This window comes from Sorangium sp. So ce394, from assembly GCF_051474665.1.
GTDB lineage: Bacteria > Myxococcota_A > Polyangia > Polyangiales > Polyangiaceae > Sorangium > Sorangium cellulosum_D.
On the sequence record NZ_CP150339.1, the window covers coordinates 7,372,762 to 7,396,836 of the forward strand.

Annotated in this window: 24 protein-coding genes; 13 read left to right on the forward strand and 11 right to left on the reverse strand. The window is 73.4% G+C overall.

Annotated features, from left to right (window positions below; translation table 11 throughout):
* The first annotated feature begins 185 nt into the window (after positions 1 to 185).
* From WMF33_RS26820 to WMF33_RS26845, 6 genes are all read left to right on the forward strand, one after another.
* On the forward strand, positions 186 to 1,265 hold the full coding sequence (locus WMF33_RS26820; protein ID WP_437331297.1) for an ABC transporter ATP-binding protein: 1,080 nt from the start codon (positions 186 to 188) through the stop codon (positions 1,263 to 1,265).
* On the forward strand, positions 1,262 to 1,987 hold the full coding sequence (locus WMF33_RS26825) for an ABC transporter permease (RefSeq protein ID WP_020737327.1): 726 nt from the start codon (positions 1,262 to 1,264) through the stop codon (positions 1,985 to 1,987). Before WMF33_RS26820 ends, WMF33_RS26825 begins: the two co-directional genes overlap by 4 nt.
* Entirely contained in the window at positions 1,984 to 3,951 is a 1,968-nt protein-coding gene (locus WMF33_RS26830) for a Gldg family protein (protein ID WP_437331298.1), read from the forward strand. The genes WMF33_RS26825 and WMF33_RS26830 overlap by 4 nt, the downstream gene beginning before the upstream one ends.
* Entirely contained in the window at positions 3,948 to 4,991 is a 1,044-nt protein-coding gene (locus WMF33_RS26835; RefSeq protein ID WP_437331299.1) for a DUF4340 domain-containing protein, read from the forward strand. The genes WMF33_RS26830 and WMF33_RS26835 overlap by 4 nt, the downstream gene beginning before the upstream one ends.
* Positions 4,992 to 5,137: 146 nt before the next feature.
* The gene (locus tag WMF33_RS26840) at positions 5,138 to 5,782 is read left to right on the forward strand and encodes a hypothetical protein (RefSeq protein WP_437331300.1); all 645 of its coding nucleotides are present in this window, start codon (positions 5,138 to 5,140) and stop codon (positions 5,780 to 5,782) included.
* A gap of 4 nt (positions 5,783 to 5,786) precedes the next feature.
* A complete protein-coding gene (locus tag WMF33_RS26845; RefSeq protein WP_437331301.1) occupies positions 5,787 to 7,592 on the forward strand; it encodes a serine/threonine-protein kinase in 1,806 nt (601 codons plus the stop codon).
* A 15-nt stretch (positions 7,593 to 7,607) separates the two neighbouring features.
* Here WMF33_RS26845 and xerD read toward each other — a convergent pair whose 3' ends face one another.
* The gene (xerD, locus tag WMF33_RS26850) at positions 7,608 to 8,498 is read right to left on the reverse strand and encodes a site-specific tyrosine recombinase XerD (protein WP_063823690.1); all 891 of its coding nucleotides are present in this window, start codon (positions 8,496 to 8,498) and stop codon (positions 7,608 to 7,610) included.
* Positions 8,499 to 8,693: 195 nt separating this feature from the next.
* Between xerD and WMF33_RS26855 the strand changes: the two genes are divergently transcribed.
* From WMF33_RS26855 to rpmB, 3 genes are all read left to right on the forward strand, one after another.
* Entirely contained in the window at positions 8,694 to 9,551 is an 858-nt protein-coding gene (locus tag WMF33_RS26855; RefSeq protein WP_437339522.1) for an N-formylglutamate amidohydrolase, read from the forward strand.
* A gap of 13 nt (positions 9,552 to 9,564) precedes the next feature.
* Complete coding sequence (locus WMF33_RS26860) at positions 9,565 to 10,707, forward strand: hypothetical protein (protein WP_437331302.1); 1,143 nt, start codon at positions 9,565 to 9,567, stop codon at positions 10,705 to 10,707.
* Between the two features lie 212 nt (positions 10,708 to 10,919).
* Positions 10,920 to 11,144 carry a 50S ribosomal protein L28 gene (gene rpmB / locus WMF33_RS26865; protein ID WP_061623235.1) on the forward strand — a complete coding sequence of 75 codons (225 nt, stop codon included), beginning with the start codon at positions 10,920 to 10,922 and terminating at the stop codon, positions 11,142 to 11,144.
* A 426-nt stretch (positions 11,145 to 11,570) separates the two neighbouring features.
* Here the strand turns inward: rpmB and WMF33_RS26870 are convergent, their stop codons facing one another.
* From WMF33_RS26870 to WMF33_RS26915, 10 genes are all read right to left on the reverse strand, one after another.
* Entirely contained in the window at positions 11,571 to 12,620 is a 1,050-nt protein-coding gene (locus WMF33_RS26870; RefSeq protein ID WP_437331303.1) for a hypothetical protein, read from the reverse strand.
* Positions 12,617 to 13,342, reverse strand: a complete 726-nt coding sequence (locus tag WMF33_RS26875) for a DUF72 domain-containing protein (RefSeq protein ID WP_437331304.1) — start codon at positions 13,340 to 13,342, stop codon at positions 12,617 to 12,619. The genes WMF33_RS26870 and WMF33_RS26875 overlap by 4 nt, the downstream gene beginning before the upstream one ends.
* Before the next feature lie 89 nt (positions 13,343 to 13,431).
* Positions 13,432 to 14,328 carry a lysophospholipid acyltransferase family protein gene (locus WMF33_RS26880; protein WP_061621384.1) on the reverse strand — a complete coding sequence of 299 codons (897 nt, stop codon included), beginning with the start codon at positions 14,326 to 14,328 and terminating at the stop codon, positions 13,432 to 13,434.
* A gap of 136 nt (positions 14,329 to 14,464) precedes the next feature.
* Complete coding sequence (gene queG / locus WMF33_RS26885; RefSeq protein ID WP_437331305.1) at positions 14,465 to 15,646, reverse strand: tRNA epoxyqueuosine(34) reductase QueG; 1,182 nt, start codon at positions 15,644 to 15,646, stop codon at positions 14,465 to 14,467.
* 68 nt (positions 15,647 to 15,714) lie between these two features.
* Positions 15,715 to 16,290, reverse strand: a complete 576-nt coding sequence (locus WMF33_RS26890) for an RNA methyltransferase (RefSeq protein WP_437331306.1) — start codon at positions 16,288 to 16,290, stop codon at positions 15,715 to 15,717.
* Positions 16,287 to 17,078 carry a tRNA (guanosine(37)-N1)-methyltransferase TrmD gene (gene trmD / locus WMF33_RS26895; RefSeq protein ID WP_437331307.1) on the reverse strand — a complete coding sequence of 264 codons (792 nt, stop codon included), beginning with the start codon at positions 17,076 to 17,078 and terminating at the stop codon, positions 16,287 to 16,289. The genes WMF33_RS26890 and trmD overlap by 4 nt, the downstream gene beginning before the upstream one ends.
* A gap of 40 nt (positions 17,079 to 17,118) precedes the next feature.
* Positions 17,119 to 17,631, reverse strand: coding sequence for a ribosome maturation factor RimM (gene rimM, locus WMF33_RS26900; RefSeq protein ID WP_061625140.1), 513 nt, complete (start codon positions 17,629 to 17,631; stop codon positions 17,119 to 17,121).
* A gap of 12 nt (positions 17,632 to 17,643) precedes the next feature.
* Positions 17,644 to 17,895 carry a KH domain-containing protein gene (locus WMF33_RS26905; protein ID WP_012237070.1) on the reverse strand — a complete coding sequence of 84 codons (252 nt, stop codon included), beginning with the start codon at positions 17,893 to 17,895 and terminating at the stop codon, positions 17,644 to 17,646.
* Position 17,896: 1 nt separating this feature from the next.
* A complete protein-coding gene (gene rpsP, locus WMF33_RS26910) occupies positions 17,897 to 18,163 on the reverse strand; it encodes a 30S ribosomal protein S16 (protein WP_012237071.1) in 267 nt (88 codons plus the stop codon).
* A gap of 459 nt (positions 18,164 to 18,622) precedes the next feature.
* A complete protein-coding gene (locus tag WMF33_RS26915; RefSeq protein ID WP_080682315.1) occupies positions 18,623 to 18,805 on the reverse strand; it encodes a hypothetical protein in 183 nt (60 codons plus the stop codon).
* A gap of 219 nt (positions 18,806 to 19,024) precedes the next feature.
* On the opposite strand from WMF33_RS26915, the gene WMF33_RS26920 reads away from it, so the two are divergent.
* The 4 genes from WMF33_RS26920 to rsmA are packed head-to-tail and all read left to right on the forward strand — an operon-like array spanning position 19,025 to position 23,985.
* Positions 19,025 to 20,488 carry a DUF4350 domain-containing protein gene (locus WMF33_RS26920; protein ID WP_437331308.1) on the forward strand — a complete coding sequence of 488 codons (1,464 nt, stop codon included), beginning with the start codon at positions 19,025 to 19,027 and terminating at the stop codon, positions 20,486 to 20,488.
* The gene (locus WMF33_RS26925) at positions 20,485 to 21,462 is read left to right on the forward strand and encodes an AAA family ATPase (RefSeq protein ID WP_437331309.1); all 978 of its coding nucleotides are present in this window, start codon (positions 20,485 to 20,487) and stop codon (positions 21,460 to 21,462) included. Before WMF33_RS26920 ends, WMF33_RS26925 begins: the two co-directional genes overlap by 4 nt.
* Positions 21,463 to 21,468: 6 nt before the next feature.
* Positions 21,469 to 23,145, forward strand: a complete 1,677-nt coding sequence (locus WMF33_RS26930) for a DUF58 domain-containing protein (RefSeq protein ID WP_437331310.1) — start codon at positions 21,469 to 21,471, stop codon at positions 23,143 to 23,145.
* A 9-nt stretch (positions 23,146 to 23,154) separates the two neighbouring features.
* Complete coding sequence (gene rsmA / locus WMF33_RS26935) at positions 23,155 to 23,985, forward strand: 16S rRNA (adenine(1518)-N(6)/adenine(1519)-N(6))-dimethyltransferase RsmA (RefSeq protein WP_437331311.1); 831 nt, start codon at positions 23,155 to 23,157, stop codon at positions 23,983 to 23,985.
* Positions 23,986 to 24,075 lie beyond the last annotated feature (90 nt).

Genomic DNA, 24,075 nt, shown 5'->3' on the forward strand with positions numbered 1-24,075 from the left:
GTCCCGGTCGTTCTCCTTCCCGCACGGGAGATCGCGCGCCGGCGGGCGGCCCGCGCGCACCGCGTCGGGAATGATTTCCGTCACCCGCTGTTGTAAGGGGCCGCTGGCGCCTGGACCGCCGCGCTTCGCGGCGTCCGATTCGCCGGCGCGGAGAGCTTCTTCCCTGTGCGGAGGGGTGCACGGCCGTGATCGAAATCAGCGACCTATACAAGTACTACGGCGACCGGAAGGCCATCGGGCCCCTGTCGTTCTCGATCGAAGCGGGAGAGATCGTCGGCCTGCTCGGCCTGAACGGCGCCGGCAAGACGACGACGCTCCGGATCCTCGCCTGCGATCTCCTGCCATCCGCGGGCCGGGTCCTCGTGGACGGGCTGGATGTCGTCGACCACCCGCACGAGGTGCGGTCCCGCATCGGATACCTCCCCGACCGGCCGCCGCTCTACGACGAGATGAGCGTGCGCGCCTTCCTCCACTTCGCCGCGCGCCTGCGCGGCGTCGACGCCGGCTCGGCCGACAGGCGCGTGGCCGAGGCGCTCGCGGTGACGCAGCTCGAGGACGTCGCCGCCGACCCGATCAGCGCGCTGTCGCACGGCTACAAGCAGCGCGTCGGCATCGCCCAGGCGATCGTGCACAAGCCGCGGCTGCTCGTCCTCGACGAGCCGATCAGCGGGCTCGATCCGGTGCAGATCGTCGAGATGCGCGCCCTGCTCCGGAGCCTGCGCGGCGAGCACACCATCCTGCTCTCCAGCCACATCCTCTCCGAGATCAGCGAGACCTGCGATCGCATCCTCGTCATCCGGGACGGCGAGATCGGCGCGCAGGGGACCGAGCAGGAGCTGTCGGCGAAGCTCCTCCACGGCGTCCGGGTCGAGCTCACGGTGCGCGGCCCCGCGGCCGAGGGCGCCGGCTACCGCGTGACGCGCGGCGAGGCGGCGAAGGCGCTGGAGCTCGCGCGCGAGGTCGCGGGGGTCACGTCCGTCGAGCAGCTCCCCACGGCCGAGCCGGGGAGCGACGTCGTGAGCTTCGCGGTCGAGGCCGATCGCGACGTGCGGGCGGCGCTGTGCGCCGAGCTCGTGCAGGCGGGGATCGGCATCCTCGAGGTGAAGCGGAGCGAGCGCGAGCTCGAGTCGGTGTTCCTGCGGCTCGCCACGCGCGCGCCGCGAGCGAAGGCGAAGCCCGCCGCGGCCGACGCGGCGAGCGCCGGCGGCCAGGCGAACGAGGCCCCTGCGAGCGAGCAGGCGGAGGAAGGCGAGGGCGAGGCATGAGAGGGACATTGCTCGTCGCGCGGCGGGAGCTGTCCGCGTACCTGAAGTCACCGCTCGGGTACGTCGTCGCCGCCGCGGCGTTGCTCATCGACGGCATCTACTTCCAGGTCGCGGCGCTCGGCTCGGGCGCGCGGCTGTCGGCCGAGGTGCTGCTCAAGTTCTTCGACGGCACGGCGTTCATCATCATGGTCGCGGCGCTCATCCTCTCGATGCGGCTCATCGCCGGCGAGCGCGAGAGCGGGACGCTCATCCTGCTCAAGACGGCGCCCGTGCGCGACGGCGAGATCATCGCCGGCAAGTTCCTCGCCGCGCTGGCGCTGGTCGGCCTGATGACCGCGATCACGATCTACATGCCGATGCTCATCTTCGTGAACGGCCGGGTGTCGGTCGGGCACATCCTGGTCGGCTACTCCGGGGTGCTGCTGCTCGGCGCCGCGTCGCTCGCGATCGGGCTCTTCGCGTCGACACTGGCGGCGAGCCAGGTCATCGCGGTCATCCTCGGGGCGGCGATCATCGGGACGCTCGGCTTCCTGTTCCTCGTCGCCCGCGTGACGGAGCCGCCGCTCAACGACTTCGTGAGCGCGCTGAACCTCTACCCGCTCAACCAGAAGCCGTTCCTGAACGGCGTGCTCCGGCTGGAGAACGTCCTGTACTACGTCGCGGTCGCGTACTTCTTCCTGCTCGCCGCGACCCACACCCTGAGGGCACGGAGGTGGCGGTGAAGGACCAGAACGCTCAGGCCGCCGAGGCCGAGAACAGCGGCAACGACGCGAGCGCCGCGCCGGGCGCGCAGCACGAGGCGCCCCAGGCCGAGCGGCCGGCGCCCGCGGCGCCCGCGCTGCGCGCCGGGGGCTGGATGGTGCCGGCGTACGCGGGCGCGCTCCTCGCCATCTTCCTGGGCGAGCGCGTGGTGCCCACGGTCGACGGGCTCCGCTACGCGCTGTCGGGGCTCGGGCTCTTGACGCTCGCGCTCGTCACCGCGCTGCGCTTCGCGACCGCCGTGCGCGAGACGGGCGAGCGCCGCGCCGTCGAGCGCGCGCTCGCGATCCTGTCGGCGCTCGGGCTCGTGGCGGTGGCGGCGTACTTCACGACGACCGACGCGGGGCGCAACCTGCTCGGCGTCTCGCGGGCCGCGCCCGAGCTGCGCGCGCGCGTCGAGGCGGCCACGACGGTCGGCTGGATCGCGCTGCTCGTGATCGCGACGGTGCCGCTGTTCTTCGGCGAGGCGGCGCTCGCGCCGATGCGGCGCGCCGAGCGGATCGAGGGCCGGCGGGTGCGCGCCGCGACGCTCTCGGGCGTGACGCTCGCCTTCGCCGCGGTCTACTCGGCGCTCTTCGTCTACGCCGCGAGCCAGCTCGAGCTCAAGGCGGACTTCTCGTACTACCGCACGGCCCGCCCCGGCGACTCGACGAAGCGCGTCGCCGAGAGCCTGACCGAGCCGCTCAAGATCACCGCCTTCTTCCCGCAGCTGAACGAGGTGGGCGCCGAGGTCGAGGGCTACCTGCGCGAGGTGAAGGCGGCGTCGCCGCAGATCACCGTGGAGATGCAGGACCGGCTGCTCGTCCCCGCGCTCGCCAAGGAGGCGAAGGTCACGCAGGACGGCGTGATCGTGCTCTCGCGCGACACCTCGCGCGAGACGCTCAACATCGGCGCCGACATCAAGGCCGCCGGCGCCAAGCTGAAGAGCCTCGACGCCGACTTCCAGAAGGCGCTGCTCAAGGTGATCCGCGCGCAGCGCACCGCGTATTTCACCGTCGGCCACGGCGAGATGAACGAGTCGACGAACGCGGCCGAGGGGCGGACGGCGAAGAACCTCCGCAAGCTCCTCGAGTCCCAGAACTACGTCGTCAAGGATCTCGGGCTCGCGCAGGGGCTCGGCAGCGAGCTCCCGAAGGACGCGGGCGTCGTCGTCGTGCTCGGCCCGCAGAAGGAGTTCCTGCCGGAGGAGGTCGCCGCCCTGAAGCGGTACGCCGACGAGGGCGGGCACCTCCTGCTCGCGCTCGATCCGGAGGCCAAGGTCGACCTCTCGCCGCTCGCCGGCGCCGTGGGCCTCACGTGGAAGCCCGAGGTGCTGGCGAACGATCGGGTCTACGTGCGGCGGCGCTTCAACGAGTCGGACCAGGCGATGCTGGTCACGACGCGGTACTCCTCGCACGCCTCGGTCTCGACCTTGAGCCGCCACGCGCAGCAGGCGCCGACGATCTTCCCGGGCGCGGCGTCGCTCGACAAGGCGGACGGCGGCGACCTGAAGATCGACTTCGTCGTCCGCTCGATGGGCGAGACGTTCGCCGACGCGAACGGCAACTTCAAGTTCGACGAGGGCGAGAAGCGGAGCGCCTACAACCTCGCCGCGGCGGTCTCGAAGGAGCTCGCGCCCGGCGGCGGCGACGGCAAGGACAAGAAGGAGCTGCGCGCGTTCGTCGTCGCCGACGCCGACGTGTTCAGCGACGCAGCGTTCAGGAACGAGCCCAACATCGTGCTCGCGCTCGACGCGTTCCGGTGGCTCGGCGGCGAGGAGAGCTTCGCCGGGGAGATCACGACGAACGAGGACGTCCGGATCGAGCACACGAAGGAGAAGGACCAGGTCTGGTTCTGGGCCACGATCCTCGTGGCGCCGGCGATGGTGCTGGGGCTCGGGCTCTTCATCACGCGCCGCGGGCGGCGCGCGAGCGGGAGGCGCGCATGAGGTTGGATCGCAGCTTTTTCGTGCACCTCGGCCTTGTCGTGGTCGCGGCGTTGTTCGCGGTCCTCGTCTGGACGCGCGACAAGACGGCGGCCGCGCTCTCGGCCGGGGACGTGACCGTCTGGGCCGGCCGCGCCGAGGACGTCGAGCGGATCACCTTCGAGGCCAAGTCGAAGACGGTCGTCCTCGAGGCGAAGAAGGACAAGGACGGCCGCTACTTCGTCGGCACGGCCGAGCGCAAGGCGACGCCCCCGGCCGAGAAGCCGAAGGACGACGCGCACGGCCACGACGACGAGGCGCAGGACGAGCCGCCCGCGGAGCAGGAGCCGACGGTCAAGACGACGACGTTCGTGTCGGTGACCGCCGGCAACAAGCTCGCCGAGGCGATCGCGCCGCTGAAGGCGCTGCGCTCCGTCGGCCGCATCGGCGACGATCGCGCCAGCGAGTTCGGCCTGGCCGAGCCGGAGGGCACGCTCACCGTCAAGCTGCGCGGCGGCGAGCGCAAGCTGGTCGTCGGCGGCCCGACGCCCGGCGGCGCGGACCGCTACGCGCGCGACGAGGCCACCGGCGAGGTGTACGCCATCAAGGGCGACATCTACCGCGATCTCGACACCGCGGAGTCGCGGCTCATGGAGCGGGAGCTGCACGAGTGGAAGGACGTCGATCTCACCCAGGCGCGCGTGATCGTCGGCGACAAGCGCCGCGAGCTCACGCGCAGCGGCGATGAGGGCAAGAAGTTCTGGGCCGATCCGGCCAGCCCCGAGCAGAAGGACGAGACCGTCGGCAACTGGATGAGCAAGCTCGACCGCCTGCGCCCCACCGAGTACGTGGCCGCGCCCCCCGAGCAGAAGGAGGTCGTGGTGCGGGTCGAGTACACCGGCCGCGCGGGCGACATCGGCTTCGCGGAGCTCGTGAAGGGGCCTCCCGGGGCGAGCGGCAAGCCCGACTACTTCCTGGTCACGGAGCGCACCCGCCTCTACGGCAAGGTGCCGGTGGGCGTCGCCGAGCAGGTCGAGCAGGACGTCGGCGCCGTCGTCAAGTAGCCCCTGCACCCCGCGAGCGCGCCGGAGCAGCCGCCCGGCGCGCTCGCCGTTCCATGCGGCCCCGGCCGCGCCCCACGGCGCAAGCCGCCCCCGGGGATCGCTCTTTACTTGCCGTCCCGGGGCCGGTCCTGCAACGCTCGTCCGCAATGTTCTTCCGACGATGGCCCACCCTGGCGCTGAGCGCTGCGGCGGCGCTCGCCGCGGCGTGCAGCTCGCCGCCTCCACCGCAACCCGTAACGCCGGAGCCGCCCGTGACCGCGGCGCCTCCGCCTCCGCCCCCTCCTGCCCCGAAGCCCTGCAAGGCGCTCGACGAGCAGTGCCAGGCAGAGGAGTCGACCCGGGCGAAGATCGCCGGGAGCTCGCTCGTGCTCACGCCCGTGAAGGGTTGGACCTACGCCCAGGGAGAGAGCGCCACGATCGCGCAGGCCGCGGACGAGGGCCCTGCCCTGGCGACGGCGCAGGTCGACACGGGCGAGGGCAAGCAGGCGGCCGAGAAGCGCGACGCCGCGCTCGACGCGCTGGCGCGCGAGATCAACGTCACCTTGCCCAAGAAGAAGGTGAACTGGAAGAAGCCCGACGACGTCAAGGAGATCTCCGGAAGGAAGATCGGCCTGTGGCAGAAGGAGGGCGCCGCGCGCGGGACCAAGAAGGGCCCGCTGCTGATCTTCGCCGATACCGGCAAGGACGGCGAGATCGTGATCGGGCTCGGGTTCGTGCCGGACGACGACAGCTCCGGCGCCGACGCGACCATCCTGCAGTCGATCGAGTCGATCGCGGTCGCGGGGGAGTGATCTCGTGACGGCACCGAACGTCGCGCCGGGCAGCGTCGTCGCGGGGAGGTTCTCCGTCCGCTCGCTCCTCGGCTACGGGGGCGCGACGGCCACCTACCGCGCGGTGACGGCGCAGGCGCGCGACGTCGCCCTCAAGCTGTACTCGCCGATCATCGGCCAGCGGCCGGACGCGATGCAGCACCTGCAGCGGTACGTCGCCGAGACGAATCGGCTGCCGCACGAGCTCGTCGCGCACATCCTCGAGGCCGGCTACGACCCGGCGACGGCCGCGCCCTTCACGGTGACGGACATGATCCACGTCCCGTCGCTCTCGGAGCTCGCGCTGCGCCGACCCCTGAGCTTCGAGGAGGTCGGCTCGATGCTCCGCTCGCTCGCGGCGGTGCTCGACGCGGCGCACGCGCGGGAGGTGCCCCACCACGGCCTCAAGCCGACGAACCTGTTCCTCGACCCGAGCGCTCCGGGCAGCGTGAGGGTCGCCGACTTCGGGCCGTCCCTCGCGCGGAGCATGCTGCCGACGCCGGAGGGCTACGTCCTCGCCGCCCCGTGGCTCGCGCCCGAGCAGCTGCAGCCGGGCGCCCCGGCGGGCCCCGCCGCGGACATCTTCTCCGCGGCGCTGGTCGCCTTCTTCGCGCTCACCGGCCGCTCGTACTGGCGTTCCTGCCAGGGTCAGGTCGACGTGCCGGCCTGGCAGCGCGAGATCATGGCGCCGCGCCCCTCCGCGTCGGCGCGCGCGGCGGAGCTCGGCGTTCCGGTGAGCCCCGTGCTGGACGCCGCCTTCGCGCGCGCGCTGGCGCACGATCCGCGCGAGCGTTTCCGCTCCGCGAGCGAGCTCGCGGCCATGCTCAGCGGCTTCTCGGCGGCGGCGATCGAGGTCGGCTCGACGCTCGCCCTGTCCCCCTCGGCGAACGAGGCGCCCGCGCCGCCGGCCCGCGCCGCGAACGCGCCGGCGCCCGCCCCGTTGGCCCACGGCGTCGCCGCGGCGAGCGCGCCCGCGCCGATGCCGGCGCCCGACGCGACGCAGCTGGCCGCCTCGCCGTTCGCGGCCGCGCCGCCCCCCACGCCGTTTTCCCCCGCGCCGCCGCCGCACGCCCCGCTCTCGCCCGCGCCGACGCCCTCGCCGGCCGCGCCGCCGTCGCCGCAGCCTCCGGTCGACGCGGGCCTCGCGCAGGCGCCGCCGCCTCCGGCCCAGGGCGTCCCCGCCGCGTCTCCGAAGAGCCCCATCGCGATGATGACCGCGGTCACCGCGCCGCGGTCGCCCTGGGGCAAGGCGGCGTCGCTGACGGTGGGCGTCGTCGCGGTGCTGCTCGTCGGGGGCACCGCCGCCGCGTGGTACGTCTTGGATCGCCGGGAAGAGCCGCAGCCGAGCCCGAGCGCGTCGGCCACGGCGTCCGCCGTGGTCCCCGCCCCGACGGCCGAGCCCACGCAGCCCGCGCCGGCCGCGACCGCGCCGCCGGCCGACGCCGGAGCGCCGGCCACCGCGCCTCCGGCCGACGCCGGCGCCCCGGCCGACGCCGGCGCCCCGGCCGACCCGCTCGTGAAGATCTCCTGCAAGCCCGTCGCGTGCGAGGAGATCACCATCGACGGCAAGACGACCCTGGCCCCGGAGGTCGAGCTCGGGCTCAAGCCGGGCGTGCACAAGGTGAGCGTCAGGCGCACCGGCTACATCGCGCGCAGCACGAGCCTCGTCGTCAAGGCCGGCACGCCGCTCGTGCAGGAGTTCCAGCTCACCGAGATCCCCCCGGCGCCGGCGCAGCCTGCGGGGCAGGCCACGAACAAGCCGTGCGGTAAGTTCCTCAAGCGCTGCAAGTAGCCGCGATCGGCCCGCTCACGCGCGAGGGTGCGCCCGCCGGTAGGCGGCGCGCACGTGGTCGTCGGCGAGGTGCGTGTAGATCTCGGTCGTCACCACGTTCGCGTGGCCGAGGAGCGCCTGGACGCTCCGGAGATCCGCGCCCCCTTCGAGCAGGTGCGTCGCGAAGGAGTGGCGGAGCTTGTGCGGCGAGCTCGGCTTGGCGATGCCCACGGCGCGCGCGTAGCCGCCGAGGAGCTTCCACACCGCCTGCCGGGTGAGCGGCCCGCCGCGCGGCGACAGGAACAGCACCTGCGTCGCCGCGCTGCGCGGGTGCGTGGCGCGCACCTCCAGGTAGGCGTCGATGGCCGCGAGCGCCGGCTCGCCGAGCGGCACGAGGCGCCGCTTCCCGCCCTTGCCGAGCGCCGTCACGATCCCCTTGCGCCGCTCGATGTCGGACAGCTTCAGGCGCACCACCTCGCTGACGCGCAGGCCGGCCGCGTACATCACGTGGAGCATCGCGCGATCGCGCAGCCCCTTGAACGTCCCCTGCTCGGGCGCCTCGATGAGGAGCGCGATCTCGTCGAACGAGAGCACCTTGGGCAGCCGCCGCCCGACCCTGGGTCGCTCGATCAGCGCGCACGGATCCCGCTCGATCCGCCGCTCGCGGAGCAGGAAGCGGATGAACCCGCGGACCGCGGAGAGGTGGCGAGCCGCCGAGCTCGCGCTGATGCCCGCCTGGCCGAGCGCGACCAGGTAGGTGCCGATCAGCGCCTGATCGAGCCCGTCGACGGACGTGACCCCCGCCGCCTCCGCATGGGCGACCAGCTTGGCCAGATCGTGGCCGTACGCCTCGAGCGTCAGGGGCGCCAGAGCCCGCTCGACGCGGAGGTGGTCCAGGTAGGCGTCCACCCAGGTCGCGAGATCCACGGCCAACGCTACAGCGAAAGCGGCCAGGTGCGCCAGAAAGCCGCCAGAAAGCCGGGGCGGAGCAGATGCACCCAGGAGGACGCCCTGGACGGCAACACTTCTTCCTTCCTTCCGGCTTGGAACCTCCCCGTCTTGCCCCGTCTTGCCCCGTCCTGATTCCAGCCGGACGCGGAATGCGTCACAGTGAGCCCCGTGGTGTCACCCTTCGAGGTCGTCGAGCCCCGCGGAGCGGAAAGCCCGGTCCTCGTCGAAGTACCGCACGCGGGTGTCCACATGGATCCCGAGTCGCTGTCCTGGACCGTCGCGCCTGCGCGCAGCATCGGGCGCGACGCCGATCTGTACGTCGACGCGCTGTTCCAGGACGCCCCGGCCGAGGGGGCGACGCTCCTGTTCGCGCGGATGAGCCGGCTGGTCGTCGATCTCAACCGCAGCGAGGCCGACTGCGACGGCGACGCGGTCGAGGGCGGCGGCCGCGCGCCGTTCCCGCGGGGGCTCATCTGGCGCGTGACCACGGACGGCGAGCCGGTCCTGGTCGCCCGGCTCCCGCGACGCGAGGTGGAGCGCCGGCTCGACCGCTTCTACCGGCCGTACCACCGCACCCTCAGCGCGATCCTCGCCCGCAAGCGCGAGCGCTTCGGCTTCGCGATCCTGCTCTGCGCGCACTCGATGCCGAGCCAGAGCCGCCGCGGCCACGCCGAGGGCGCGGTCGGCCGGGCCGACATCGTCCCCGGCACGCGCGGGCGGACGACCGCCGCGAGCGCGGTGATCGACGCGGTCGATCAGCACGCGCGCGCCTGCCGCTTCTCGGTGCGCCACGACGACCCCTACAAGGGCGGGTTCAGCACCTCGCACTACGGCCAACCGCACCGTGCCGTCCACGCCGTGCAGATCGAGATTGCGCGCCGGCTGTACATGGACGAGCAATCCCTCGCCATGGATGGGCAAGGATTCACTGCCGTGCGAGACTTCGGGCGCACCCTGGTCGCGCGGCTCACCTCGGCGGAGCTGCTCGGGCAGCTCCGCCAGAACCCCTTCGACGCCCGTGAGATCTGATCCAGCTCCATCAATGGAAAAGCCTTACGGAGAGGCGAACCGCGACCGCCCGCCAGCGAGCCGTCGCGCGATCGCCGAACGGGACAAGGCAGCACCAGCCCAGCCGGAGGGCGCCGCGGCCGGCGACAGCCCGACCGAGCGGCCCTCCGCGGCGCCGCTCGGCGCCGCTCAGGTCGAGCGGCCCTCCGAGGCGTCGATCGGCGCCGCTCAGGTCGAGCGGCCCTCCGAGGCGTCGATCGGCGCCGCTCAGGTCGAGCGGCTCTCGGGGTCGAGCCCGGCCATCACGATCGAGGAGCCGCCCCCGAGCGCGCGCGAGCATGTCACCAAGCCGCTGCTCGCGTCCGAGGCGCTCATGGAGGACCTGGCGCCGATGCGTCCGGCGCAGGACGCGGCCCGGGTCTGGTGCGCCGTGGTGGGCGTGGGCTTCCTCCTGTTCGGCGGCCTGTCGGTCGCGGGGCTCCGCCCGGACGGCGTCGTCGCGGGGCCGCCTGCGTTCGTGCTGGGCATCGTCACGCTGTTCACCGCGCTCACGTCGGTGAGCTACCGGCAGCGCGCCCTCGCGATGGTGGTGCTGGGGACGATCGCGACCGTCATCGGCCTTCAAAGCTCTGGTCCTGCGGTCGGCTGGGGCGCCGCCCGGGCCGTGGCGGCGATAGCGCTCCCGGCGGCGCTCGTCTTCCGGTCTCGCTACCGGGCGTACGCCGGCGCGCGCTGGCTGCTCGTCGCCGCGTTCCTCGTCGCGCTCCCCGCGTTCGGGCACGCCGCTGCGCAGCTCACCTTGCTCGATCCTCACCTGGCCCAGCTCGGCGCCCTGATGGTGATCCTGGCGGTGCTGTCCAGCCTCACCGGCTTCATGGGGGCGGAGACGACGGGCGCCGGCTCGTCGCTCGCGGTCGCGGTGGTGCTCGCCTTCACGGCCGACCTGGTCGTCGGCAGGCTGGCCCAGCTCAGCGCCTTCACGCCGCGCGACCTCGTCAGCGTGCTCTCCGCGGGCCTGGCGTTCGCCGCGACGTCCGCGATCACGAGCCTCGGCCTCTTCCAGATCCTGGCCTGGCGCCTCGCCGCCGACGCCCGGCGCATCGACCTGCACCGCCCCGAGAACGACAAGGACGGCCCGGATCGCCGGCCTCCCTCGGGCGGCGAGTGGCTCACCTAGGCCTGCCGCCAGCATCTCTCGACCCCTCCGCGGGCGATCTCCGGTGCGCTGCGGCGAGATACCCCCGGTGGACGCTTGACATGTCCCCCGGCTTCCTTCACTTTGCCGCGCTCCCGAGCCCCCCTGCTCCCCCGCGCAGGGCGTGCGCTCGGCCAGCTTGATCGAACTAGGGTCGGGGCACCGAGGTCGGTCCCCTTCCAACCGAGGACGTCATGGCGAAGAGCGACATCACTGGGAAGCGGAAGCTTCTGGCGCAGAATGTCTCCCACTCCAACATCAAGACGAAGCGCTGGCAGCTCGTGAACATCCAGACCCGGCGCATCTGGGTCCCCGAGCTCAACCGCTTCGTGAAGCTCAACCTCACGACGCGCGACATCCGCACGATCGACAAGATCGGCGTCGTCGCCTACGCGAAGCGCCACGGCGTCACGCTCTAGCTCACGCGGAGCCCGGTCGCGTCTGGGCAGCACGCCGACGACAGCGACCTGAGCCGGAAACCGCCGGGACGCCAAGCACGCCAGGAGAGCCGAGCGTTCTCCTCTTGGCGTCCTTGGCGCTCTGGCGGTTTTTTCATTTTCTCGCCGAGCGCCGCACGACCCGCGCCGACACGTTGGGCTCGGTCGGCCTCCCGGGCGCTAGGACCGCGGATCAGAACTCCCGCCAGGGATCTGCCTCGCGAGCGACGAGAAATAAACGCAAAGGCGCAAAGGCGCAAAACTACAAGTCTTTTTTGCGTCTTTGCGCCTTTGCGTTGAACTCTCGCTCCGGATCCCTGGCGGACTCCTGGCGAGCGGAACTAGCCCCGGACGAGCCGTGCCCCCCTGCGACGACGCCGCCTCAGCCTTTGCCGGCGACGACGAGCCTCAGCCGGCTGCCGGCGGCGTCCCTGCTCCTGCCGAGAATCCGGGCGCGAGGTGGGCCGCGCGCGCGTCGCGATCGTCGCGCAGGACGGCGAGGGCGCCGTCGGCGCTCAGCTGCGTGCGGACGTCGTGGAGGGCCGCCTCGAGCGCGGTGCCACGGAGGAGCGCGCCGAGGGCGCTCACCTCGAGCTTGGGCCTGCCGGTCAGCGCGACCGCGGCCGCGAAGGCGCTGCGCTGGAGGATCGCGATCGGCGCCGCCGCCGGCAGGGGCGTGCCGGGCGCTAGGCGCGTGATCCCGCGGCGCACCGGGACGGCGTCGCGGCCGAGCACGATGTCGAGCTCGGGCACGGCGATCCCGTCGTCGGTGCGCGCGTAGGCCAGCGCTGCGACCGTGCCCCAGCCGTCGCAGGCGACGATGGCGTCGGCGGGCCGCGCCTCCTCCCCGACCGGCCACGGCGCCTGGAGCGCCGTCGCGCCCTCCGCGATCGTGGTCGACGCGGCCTCCACCTCGGCCGGGACCGCCTCGGCGAGGTCCTCGGCGGTCAGCGTCCCGCCGGCGACCGGCCCGCCCACGGCGAGCAGCGCCCGCTCCACGTCGCGCGCCCGCAGCGCCAGCGCGCCCAGCGAGCCGACCTCGCGGAGCAGCGCGGCGCGCCCGCTCGCGCCCGCGCGCTCGGCCGCGGCGACGCCCGTGCGGACCAGCTCGCGGAGCCGCGCGCGACCGAGATAGCCGTGCAGCAGCACCAGCATCCCGAGCGAGCGCGGAACCGCGACGCGCGCGGCCTCCGGCACGCTCTGCCCGTCGACGAACCCGCGCGGCCGCGGTGCGCCGCGCCCGGGCTGGATCGCCCGGCCGTCGAAGGCCCGCGCGCCCACGCCGACGCCGGCCGCGAGCGCCACGGCGGGCGCGAGCAGCACGTCGGGCTGCGCGCCAGCCGCCGCGAAGAAGCCGGCGACGATCGCGTCGATCGCGCTGCCGGACGACTCGAGCGCGGCCCGCGCGGCCGAAGCCGCGGAGGCGTCGCTCGCCGTGGCCGCCGCGCCGCGGATCACTGCTCCTCGTCCTCGGCGACGAGGGTGTTCGGCATAGGCATGGTAGGCCTTACCACGGCCGAAGCCGTCGAGCGATCGGGCTTGCGCGCGAGCGACGCCGCGAGCTGGGACTTGATCTGGGACGCGCGGTCCCCCTCGACGACCAGGAACACCTCACGCCGCCCGCGCAGGCGATCGGCGACGCGCTCGAGCGCGGCCGCCCCGATCGACGAGGACTTTCCGAGCGCGCGCAGCCGTGTGTAGACGATGGGCCCGGGCGGCGCGGCGTCGCGGGCGACGTCGAGCACCGGGATCACCTTCGCGGCGCGCGCGGTCGCGACGATGTCGTCGCGCTCCCAGATCCCCGCGGGCTCCCAGCAGCGCACGACCCCTTCGGCGGGCAGGCGCTCGAAGAGCGCCGCGAGCTTCTTGCGGTTGCTCGCCGTCGGGCGGAGCGACGCCGGCGTCTGGAGCACGACGCAGCGGGCCTCCAGCACGGCCGCCACCTCGAGCGAGGTCGACAGCGCTTCGTCGAGCTCTTTCCCGGCCGCGAGCTCGCCGACCACGCGCGGCAGCACGACGCTGAAGACGAAGCCCGGCGGCACCGCCTTGCGCCATTTGCGCAGCGTGGTCGCGCGGGGCAACGACGTATCGACCGGACGGAGCTCGACCAGATCGAAGCGATCTTTGTACTTCTGGATATCCCCCTTGAGCGAGGGCAGTCCGACGAGGAGGCGGGCCATCAGCGCGCACTCTTAACCCAGCTTGCGCGCCGATGCAGCGCATGGCCGACCGCGGCGCGATTTCTCATTTAAGGCTCAAAATCCTTGATTTATTCGAAGTGGAACCACTGCGTCGGGTTCTCCCGCAGGAAGCGCTCCATCTCCGCCGTGATCTGCCGCGCCGCGACGTCGAGCTCGGACGGTCCTGGCCGCCTGGGCAGCGAGACGGGGGGCGCGATGCAGATCTCGTATTCCATGAAGCCGGTCCGCCGGGTGAACACCGGGACGATCGGCGCGCCGCTCGCCGCGGCGAGCTGGAGCGGCCCCTCCGGGACGCGCCAGGGCATCCCGAAGAGCTCGACGTCGCGCCCGCGCATCCCGGACGGGAGCCGATCGATCTGGATGGCCACGACGCCCTGCCGCCGCAGGTGCGCGAGCAGCGGGAGCACCGCGAGCGGATCGTCGTCGACGTGCTGCATCCGCACGCCGACCCGATCGCGCGTGCCGTCCTGGATGGCCTGCGCCCGGCTGTCGCGCTCGCGTTGCATCACGACGAGCACGTCGGCCGCGTGCACGGAGCGGAGGAGCGGCGCGGCGGCTTGCCACCCGCCGGTGTGCGCCGTGACGACGATCACGCCGAGGCCGCGCCGGTACGCGTTCGTGAAGTGCTCGTCGTTCACGCACAGGCCGGTGAGCCGGTCGGGCCGGTTGCTGCCCGCGATGAACGCGTCGGTGAGGCAGCTGGCGAAATTGATGAACACCCGCGCGACGTCCCGGTACTCGTCGAGCGCCCCGCGCTCGCCGAGCGCCAGCCGCAGGTTCCTGCGCACGGCCCTCCGCTGCTCCGGCAGCACGGCCCCGAAGACGAGCCCGAACAGCGCAGGGCTGTGCCGGACGAGGAGGTCTGGGCCGTAGGTCACCCCGGCGTCCACCGCACGCCGCCAGAGCACGGAATCGTGCTGGCGCAGATCGTCGAGGAGCGCTCGGAGCCTGGGAGGGAGATCCACGTTCGTGCTCGTGCGCGCGGCGTCTTGCCGGCGGACACCGTAGCGGATCCTCGGCCGCCCGCGAAGAGCGCCCGAGCACCGCCGCGCCCAAACGCCGCGCGCCGCGATCGAAGCCGAGCCCGGCGCCCGCTGCGCTTCAACCGGCGCCGGGCTCGTCGAGCGAACCGGCGGGCTCCGGCGCGGCCGGGCTCGCCGGCTCGCCGCGGCCCGCGCGGCGCATGCCCCACGCGGCGACGGCGCGCACCTCGGGGTCGTCGTGGGCGAGCGCCGCGGCGAGCGCGCGCGTCGCGCGCTCCGCGACCTCGCCTTCCGCGCCCTGCGCGAGCCGGTTCGCGGCGACGATGGCCGCGTTCCTGGCGAGCCCGCCGCGCCGCGCGCGCTTCACCGGCGTCCCGACGGTCAGCGCCTCGAACCCTCGCTCGTCCAGCGACGCGAGGTCGTCGACGTCCCGCCCCTCCCATCGCGACAGCGGATGGAACGGCGCGGTGCGCTCGAGGGGCGGCGGCGCGGTCCTGTTGAACGGGCAGACCTCCTGGCAAACGTCGCAGCCGAAGACGTGCTCACCCATGCCCGGCCGCAGCTCCTCGGCGGGCGCGCTCCGCTGCTCGATGGTCAGGTACGCGACGCAGCGCCGCGGATCGAGCACGAAGGGCGCGTCGAAGGCCTGCGTCGGGCACGCGTCGAGGCAGCGCGTGCACGAGCCGCAGCGCTCCGCGATGGGCACGTCGGGGACGAGCGGCAGCGTGGTCACCACCTCGCCGAGCAGCTGGTAGCTCCCCTGCCCCGGCGTGATGAGCAGCCCGTTCTTGCCGACGAAGCCGATGCCGGCGCGCGCGGCCCAGACGCGCTCCATCACCGGCTCGACGTCGCAGAGCGGCCGCGCGAGGACGGACGGCGCGAGCGATCGGATGAACGCCGCGAGCCGCCGCAGCCGGCGCTTCAGGTGGTTGTGGTAGTCCTGCCCGCGCGCGTACCGCGCGACCGCCTGCGCGAGCGGAGGGTCGCGCCCCTCGCTGTCCTTGGGCCGGGCGTACCTGCGGCCGACGCACACGACCGAGCGCGCCCCCTCGAGGATCGCGTCGGTGTCCAGCCGGCGCCGCTGCTCCGCGTACTCCGCGAGGTAGCGCATCTCGCCGTGCATGCCGCGCTCGATGAACTCGAGGTACCGCGCGTGCTCCACCCCGAGCGGCTCGTCCGCGCGCGCGACGCCGACGACGTCGAACCCGAGCGCGAACGCCTGCTCGCGCACCAGCCGATCGTGCGTCCGTCGTTCCGAGCTCGCCTCTCCCTCGGGGCGATGGGCCTCGCGCTCGCTCATGGCCGTAGCATGGACCGCGGCGCCGGCGGCGGCGCTGGCATCGCGCTCGCCGCGCGCGCCGCGAGCGCTCACCCGGCGTGCCGGTCGCCGAGCAGCCGGTCGAGCGTGATCGCGCACGCCGCGCGCACGCTCAGGTGGTTGTAGCCGGTGCTCGCGGCCGCTCGGATGGGCTCGATCCGGAGGTCGGCGTCGGCGATGATCTCGGGCGTGAGGCCCCAGCCCGTACCGAACAGGATCAGCACGGGGCGGCTCGCCTGCGCGAGGCGCGCGCGGGTCTCCGCGTAGCTCGTCACCGGGAGCCCTCGCGACGCCGCCGCGGTCGTCCAGACCTCGACGCCCGCGCGCCCTTCGCCGCTCAGCGCGCCGTACACGTCCTCCAGGCTGGGGACCACGGCCAGCACGTCGAGGGCGACGGCGCGATCCGGGATCCGGCGCTTGCCGGACCCGAGCACCCAGTGCTCCCGGATCCGCTCCGCCAGCGCGCGCTGGGCGGCGACCGGGTGCACGACGAACAGCCGCTCGGCCCCGTACGTGCGCGCGCTCCGCGCCATGTCGTGCAGGTCGAGGTTCGTGATCGCGGTGGTCACCGCCTCGCCGGCGCGGTCGAGCACCGGGTAGTGGACGAGCGCGAGCGACAGCCTCATCGCCGCGCCTCGCCGCCATCGTTCGGCAAAGGGCTCGGCGGAGGCTCTCCTCCGCGCGCCTTGCGCCACAGGTCGGGCCGGCGTTCGGCCGTGCGCTGCTCTGCCTGCGCGCGCCGCCAGCGCGCGATGGCCGCGTGGTTGCCCTGCTGCAGCACCTCGGGGACCTTGTGCCCGCGGAACTCCACCGGGCGCGTGTACTGCGGGTACTCCAGCAGCCCGGACATCGCCGGGCTGTGCGACTCGTGCTCCGCCGATACGGCGTTGCCGAGCACCCCGGGGAGCAAGCGCACGCACGCGTCGATCACCGCCATCGCCGCCACCTCGCCGCCCGTCATCACGAAGTCGCCGAGCGAGATCTCCTCGTCGACGAACGCGCGCACCCGCTCGTCGAACCCCTCGTACCGGCCGCACACGAGCGCGACGGCCGGGCGGGCCGCGAGCTCGATCGCCTTCTCCTGGCGGAACGGCTGCCCCTGCGGCGTGAGCAGCACGCGGTGCGCCCGCGGCGCGGGGGCTGGGGGCGCGCCCTCCGCGCCGGGAGGCGCGCCCTCCGCGGCGGCCTCGTCGAGCGCCTCCAGGCAGCGGACGATGCAGTCGACGCGCATCACCATGCCGGACCCGCCGCCGTAGGGCGTGTCGTCCACGCTCCGGTGCCGGCCGAGGCCGAACTCGCGCGGGCTGCGCGTCCGGACGGCGAGCGCGCCCGAGGCGAGCCCGCGCCCGACCATGCCGATCGCCAGAAATCCCTCGAAGAGCTCGGGAAACAGGGTCACTACATCGATGCGCATCGAACCTGCCGCGGCGGGCCGCCTCGAGCCGGACGGCGGCTCAGACGAGGCCTTCCAGCGTCACCAGCTGAACGATCTGCCGCTCCGCGTCCACGCTGCCGACGAAGCTCTCGGTCAGCGGGATCTCGAGCGGATCTGCGCCGCTCCTCACCACGACGAGCACGTCGCAGGTCGGATACGACTGGAGCGACCTCACGTGCCCGATCAGGTCGCCCTCGGGGGTCAGCACGCGCGCCCCCTCGATGTCGCACGCGTAGAACTCGCCCTCGGCGAGCGGCGCGAACGCATCCCGGGGCACGCACACCGCGGCGCCGCGCAGCGCCTCGGCCGCGTCTCGATCGTCCGTCCCGGCGATCCGCACGAGCAGCGCCTTGTCGTTCGGGCGCGCGGCGACGATCTTCGCGTCCCGCTCGGAGCCGTCGGGGAGGCGCAGCCGGATCGGAGGCCGCGAGAGGAGCAGGTCGGAGCCCTCGTTGTAGACGCGGAGCCGCAGCTCCCCCTGGACGCCGTGCGGCCGGGAGACCTCCGCGACGGGAACGTAACGTCGCTCCACGTTGGGTTCGTCTCAGTCGAGGATGTCGAGGTGCGCGCGCCGCCCCGACTTGCTCGCGGCGGCGCTCAGCAACGTCCGGATCGACTGGGCGGTGCGCCCGTCCTTGCCGATCACCTTGCCGATGTCCTCGCGCGCGACCGTCAGCTCGATCCGGGGGAAGCGGTCGCCCGCGACCTCGCGCACGACGACCCGGTCCGGCTGATCGACCAGCGCGCGGGCGACGAGCGCCACGAGATCGACCAGCGGAGACGTCGAGGAGGCCATGCTACTTCGCGGCGTCCGCCGGGGCGGCTGCCTGGGCGAGCCCAGGGTGCTTCAGGAGCAGCGCCACCGTGTGCGTCGGCTGGGCGCCGTTCGAGATCCAGTGCCTCACGCGGGGCACGTCGAGGCGGATCTCGGTCCTGCGCGGGTCGTACGTGCCCAGCCGCTCGATGAACCTGCCGCCGCGCGGGCTGCGCTGATCGGCGACGACGATGCGGTAGAAGGGCGTCTTCTTGGTGCCCGCGCGGGCGAGGCGAATATGAACGGCCATCTGTAGAACCTCGATCGAATGGAAGAGCCCGTGCTCACGTTGCGCACGGCCTGCTCTGAGGCGCCGGAGCGTAGCTCGTTCAGTGCCCGGCGCCAGAAGTGGGGGCGCAACCTAGGCGAAGATCCTGCCTCGGGTCAACCCCGCACACGCGTGGCAAGCCCCACATCGGTTAACTTTTCAGGCCCGCACCACCCACCCGTCCCTGTGCCGTGCCGCGCACGCGTGCCGCGCACGCGGGTGCCCCGCACGCGGCACGGGCCTGCGGTCATCCCGTCCTCGCCGGACGAGCTCGGGTAAGACGAGAAACCGAGCGTCACGCGCGGGCATCGGAGGATGCGTGGACGCCGGTGTTTCGGGATTTGCGGGGAAAGCGGAGCCGGCTCGGGGGGACGTTCCGCGGGCTCGGCCGTTGGGACGGCGTCTCCAGGGAGATCGCGGAGGGGCGTGCCGTACGTGGCGTCAGCCCAGGTCGAGGATGATGACGCCCCGGTTGGGATCGTCCTCTTCCGTGTCGGGAAGACGACGAGGTGCAGGGTAGCGTTCGATCGGCAGCTCGAGGCGCGGTCGAATTTCTTCTCTTCGCGACCGATCCTTCTCTTCTTCGCGCTGCCGTATTTGCTCGATGATGAACGGAGGAAGCATCGACTAACCCCTCCACCTCGTAGAGTGCTCGGCCGATTTGGTGGAACGAGGTCTGGGAGAAAGCACCCCGCTCTTAGAAGCGAATCTAGCAATGTGGGATGGCGGGTCAAGGTTATCGCTCGGGCCGACAGTGGTATGTTCGCGGCGCTCATGACGCGGCACGGCGCGTGGCTTGCGCACGCATCCTTCGAATTTCACAGGGATCGTCGGCGTCTGCCGGTGCGCCGGCGGGCGACATCCTGCTCCCTCCAGGCCGCGCTCGCGGCGCTCGTCGCCCTGATCGCGCTGCTCGCGTCCGCTCGAACAGCGAGCGCGGCCTTCGACGTGAACGACACGAGCTGGGAGGGGTGCTCGGAGTTCCTCGAGATCGCGCGCGCGGAGCTCGGCGTCGCCAGGGTCCACCCCGTCGCTGTGCTCGACTGGAGCCAGATCGGCCCGGAGGACGGCATCCTCGTGCTCCACCCGATGCAGTCGCTCGACGCGGACGAGACGACCTCGTTCATGAAGGCCGGCGGGCGGCTCGCGATCGTCGACGACTTCGGCCGCGGCGACGACACGCTCCGGCGGTTCCAGATCGAGCGCATCCCGACGCCGACCCGGCCGCTCGCCGCGCTCCGGAACCGCGCCGCCCTCGCCATCGCGGAGCCCGTCGCCGACACCGTCGGCGGCCACTCGGTCGGCCGGCACCCGGTCGTCAGCCACGTCGATCGGCTCGTCACGAACCACGCGACCGGCCTCCGGCACCCGAACCTCTCGCCCGTGCTGCGGATCCGCGCGCTCAGCGAGCCGGACGTGATCGTCGCCGTCGCCGGGCAGGTCGGCAAGGGCCGGCTCTTCGCGATGGGCGACCCGTCCGCGCTGATGAACATGATGCTCCGGTACCCGGGCAACCGCGCCTTCGCCTCGGGCCTGACCCGCTACCTGGTCGACGAGGATGGAGCTCAGCCGCACAAGGGTCGGCTCTACATCGTCGCGAACCGGTTCGACGAGGAGAGCTCGTTCGGCGGCGAGACGTCGCTCCGCAAGGACTTCGACGCGCAGCTCAAGGCGCTCGCGTCCGCCGTCGAGGACGCCCGCCGCGACGGGCTCCCCGGCGGCGCCCTCCTCGCCCTCGCCGCCCTCGCCGGCCTCGCCCTCGCGATCTGGACCGCGCGCGCCTCGGCGCGGCCCTACCGGGGCCCGCTTCCCCGGTACGCCCGCCCCACGCCGCTCGTCGCGCAGGGAGGCGCCGCCGGGCGCTTCGCCGTCCTCGCCGCCCCCTCGTCCCCGCGCGGGCTCGCGTTCCTCGAGCTGAAGAGCGCCCTGTTCGAGGCCCTGTCCGTGCGGTTCGGCCTCGAGACAAACCCGCCGCAGGAGGCGGTCGCGCGGCTCGTGGCCCGAGAGGGAGCTCTTGACGAGCGGACCCTCTCGGCATTCAAGGAGGTACTGGGCACCATGTACCGAGTCGAAGCGTCCGTCGTCGCCGGGAAGCCGGCGAACGTGTCCCGGCCCGCGCTCCTGCACGCCGCCGACGTCGTGCGGAGCGTCCTCGCCGCCTGCGGCGCCGACGGCCGAAAGCCGCCGCGGGGACCTCACCCTCACCCCGGCGCGCCCTCCGACCCTTTGACCGCGTCCCCCGAGGCGCGGCCCTCACCCGCGGCAGCGAAGCCCGCAACACCACCCTCTGACAAAGGCGCTCGATGAACCAGGTTCAGGCCGTCGCCGTCGACGAAATCTCCGCTGCCAGGGAGCGGATCGAGGCGGTCCGGCGGGAGATCACGCGCGTTTACATCGGATCGCCGCGCGCGATCGATCTGATGCTCACCGCCCTGCTCGCGCAGGGACACGTGCTGCTGGAGGGCGTCCCCGGCGTCGCGAAGACCACGCTGGTCAAGGCGTTCGCGGCCGCGCTGGGCGCGTCCGTCCGGCGGATCCAGTTCACGCCCGACCTCCTGCCCGCCGACATCACCGGGACCTACGTCCTGTCGCCCAAGGAGGGGACCTTCACGCTGCGCCCCGGCCCGATCTTCGCGAACCTCGTGCTCGCCGACGAGATCAACCGCGCCCCGGCGAAGACCCAGTCGGCCCTCCTCGAGGCCATGCAGGAGCGGCAGGTGACGATCGAGGGCGATCGCTTCGAGCTGCCGTCCCCCTTCATGGTGCTGGCGACGCAGAACCCGATCGATCTCGAGGGGACCTACCCGCTTCCGGAGGCGCAGATCGACCGGTTCCTCATCCGCGTGAGCCTCGGCTACCCGCAGCACAAGGACGAGGTGGCGATGCTCCGCGCGCACAACGTCGAGCCGCCGCGGGCGCGGGCGACGCTCGCCGTCCAGGACCTCCTCATGCTCCAGGGCGTCGCGCGGCGGATCCACGTCGAGGAGGATCTGTACGAGTACGCGGTCAACCTCACGGGGTTCACGCGGACGCACCCCCGCGTGCTGCTCGGCGCGTCGCCGCGCGCCACGCTCGCGCTGATCCAGGCGGCCAAGGCGGCGGCGGTGATCGGCGGGCGTCCGTTCGTGACGCCGGACGACGTGCGCGGCATGGCGCCCGCGGCGCTCGCGCACCGCCTGGTGCTCGTGCCGGACGCGGACGTGGATCCGAAGGCGCGCGACGCGATCATCGAAGAGGCGGTGCAGCGCGTCGGCTACCGCCGCGCGGCGCGGCCGGCGTAGCTCCCCATGCAGCTCTACCCCACGCGCACCGCCGCCCACCTGGCCATCGCCGGCGTCGCGGTCATGGGCGCAGGGCTCATCGCGCGCGAGCCCGCGATCGTCGGCTGGGGCGGGGCGATCCTCGTCGCCATCGCGCTCGCCCGCGGCGTGACGCTCGTGTCGGTGGCCCGCATCCGCGCGGCCGGGTTCGAGATGCTCTGGGGCGGCTCGCGGCGCGTCCTCCGGTCCGCGCGCGGCGGCACCGTGGAGATCGAGGCCGAGGTGCGGAACCGCGACACGCTCGCGGCCCGCTACGTCAAGCTGCGCGCGATCGCCTCGTCGCAGCTGGACGTCCGCATCGAGCCGAGCCGCGGAGAGGTCTCCGCCTCGGGGCGCCTCAAGGTGAAGGTCGTCGTGCGCACGCCGCGCGTCGGCCAGCACGGGCTCCACGGGCTCGCGCTCGAGGTGCACGGCGCTCCGGGCCTCTTCGAGGTGCCCCTGACCTTCGCGAACCCCTACGGGATCGAGGTCCTGCCGCGCCCCTTCATGCCGTACCTGACGCAGCCGCGCGGCGGGCGCAGCCACCTGCTCGCGGCCTCCGGCAAGCCCGGGCGCGTGCGCGGCGAGGGCGACGACCTCCGCGAGCTGCGAGAGCACCAGCCGGGGGATCCCTTCCGGAAGATCGCGTGGAAGGCGAGCGCGCGCCGGGGCACGCTGCTCGTGCGCGAGTTCGAGCGCGAGGAGCGGGATGTGGTCTGGATCCTCGTCGACGCGGCCGTGGAGCTCTGGGCCGGGCCGCTCGGCCGCGCGCCGCTCGACCTCATGATCGACGAGGCCTCGGCCATCGCCACGCGGCACCTCGGCCGCGGCGACCGCGTCGGGCTCATCATCCTCGCGCCCGGCCCTCGCGTGACGATCGCGCCCGACCACGGTCCCGGGCACGGCCAGAAGATCGCGCACGCGCTCACCGTCGGGTGCGGCACGTACGACGCGGATCGCAGCGAGCTCGACGAGACGGACGTCGCGGCGCGCGTCCTCGAGCACCTCAGGCCGCTCGACGCGCGAGGCCTCGACGATCTCCGCCGCGGCGACCTCGATCGGCTGGCCGCCCGCGCCGAGTCGATGCGCTCGCGCGCGCCGTTCTCGGCGCCGGCGCCGCTCGGGCGCTCGCAGCGCGAGCGCACGCTGCGCCGCTACCTCGCGAGCTACGGCATCGAGTCGCCCGCGCGGTCCGAGCCAGACCGGCGCGATCCCGCCGTGAGCGTCGCGGAGTCGCTCACGCACATCGCGCGCACCAAGCCGCGCGCGAGCATGGTCTACGTCCTCGCGCCGCCGCCCGCCGACGCGCAGCTGGGCCGGCTCTCGGAGGCCGTGCGACGGCTCTCGCGCAGGGCGGTTCACGTGATGTGGACGCTCCCCGACCTCGAGCCGGGGCTCGCTCCTCCCTGGGAGCCTCCGCGGCCGCAGGAGAGCGAGGCGGACGACGAGCAACGGAGCCCCACGCCGGCAGAAAAGGCGTTCCAGGAGCTCGCGCCGATCGCGGCCGAGGCCGTGCTCGTCCGCGCGCGGGTGGCGCAGACCCGCCGCGAGGCGGCGCTCCGAAAGGCCGGCGTGCGCGTGGTGCGGCTTCGCCCGACCACCGCAGCCGCGCCGAGCCCAACCGCGGCCGCGCCCCACGGCGGGGCGCCCCCGCCGCAGACCTGAGGACGAACGATGTCGATCGCAGAGCTGCTCCGCGCGCGCGGCCTCGCCCCGAAGAAGGGGTTCGGGCAGAACTTCCTCGTCGACGTCGAGGCGGCGCGCCGGATCGCCGAGGCCGCCACGACGCCCACGGGCGGCGCGGTGATCGAGATCGGCGCTGGGCTCGGCGCGCTCACGCGGCCGCTCCTCGATCGCGCGGCGCACGTCGTCGCGATCGAGCGCGATCGCGACCTCGTCCCGATCCTGCGCGAGCAGCTCGCCGATCCGATCGAGGGCGGCCGGCTGACGCTGCTCGAGGCCGACGCCGCGCAGGTCGACTGGGTCGCCTCGCTCTCCGGCCGTCCGCGCCCGCACGCGGTGGCCGGGAACCTCCCGTACCAGCTCACGGGCCGGCTCCTCGAGCAGGCGACCACGATCGCCGACCAGATCGATCGCGCGGTGTTCATGGTGCAGCTCGAGGTGGCGGAGCGCCTCATCGCGGCCCCCGGCAGCGGCGACTACGGCGCGCTCTCGGTCTTCGTGCAGGCCGCGTTCGACGTGCGCCGGCTCCTCGTCGCGCGGGCCGGCGCGTTCTACCCGAGGCCCGAGGTCGACTCCGCCGTCGTGGTCCTGACGCCGTGGCGCCCGAGGCGCGCCGAGGAAACCGACGCCTTCCGCGCCGCCGTGCGCGCCGCCTTCTCGGCCCGCCGCAAGACGCTCCGAAACGCCTGGAAGAACCTCTACGGCTGGTCGTCCGAGGAGCTCGAGCGCCACGCGAAGGACGCCGGCATCTCGCTCGACGCGCGCGGCGAGACGCTCAGCGTCGAGGCGTTCGCGCGGATCGCCGCCGCGCGGGGCCGCTGACCGCGTCCGCGCGCGGGCGCCGCTCGCCGGAGGGCGATCGCGCTCTATGGGGCCACGCCCCGGGAAGACAAGGCCTCGCGCCGCACGCGC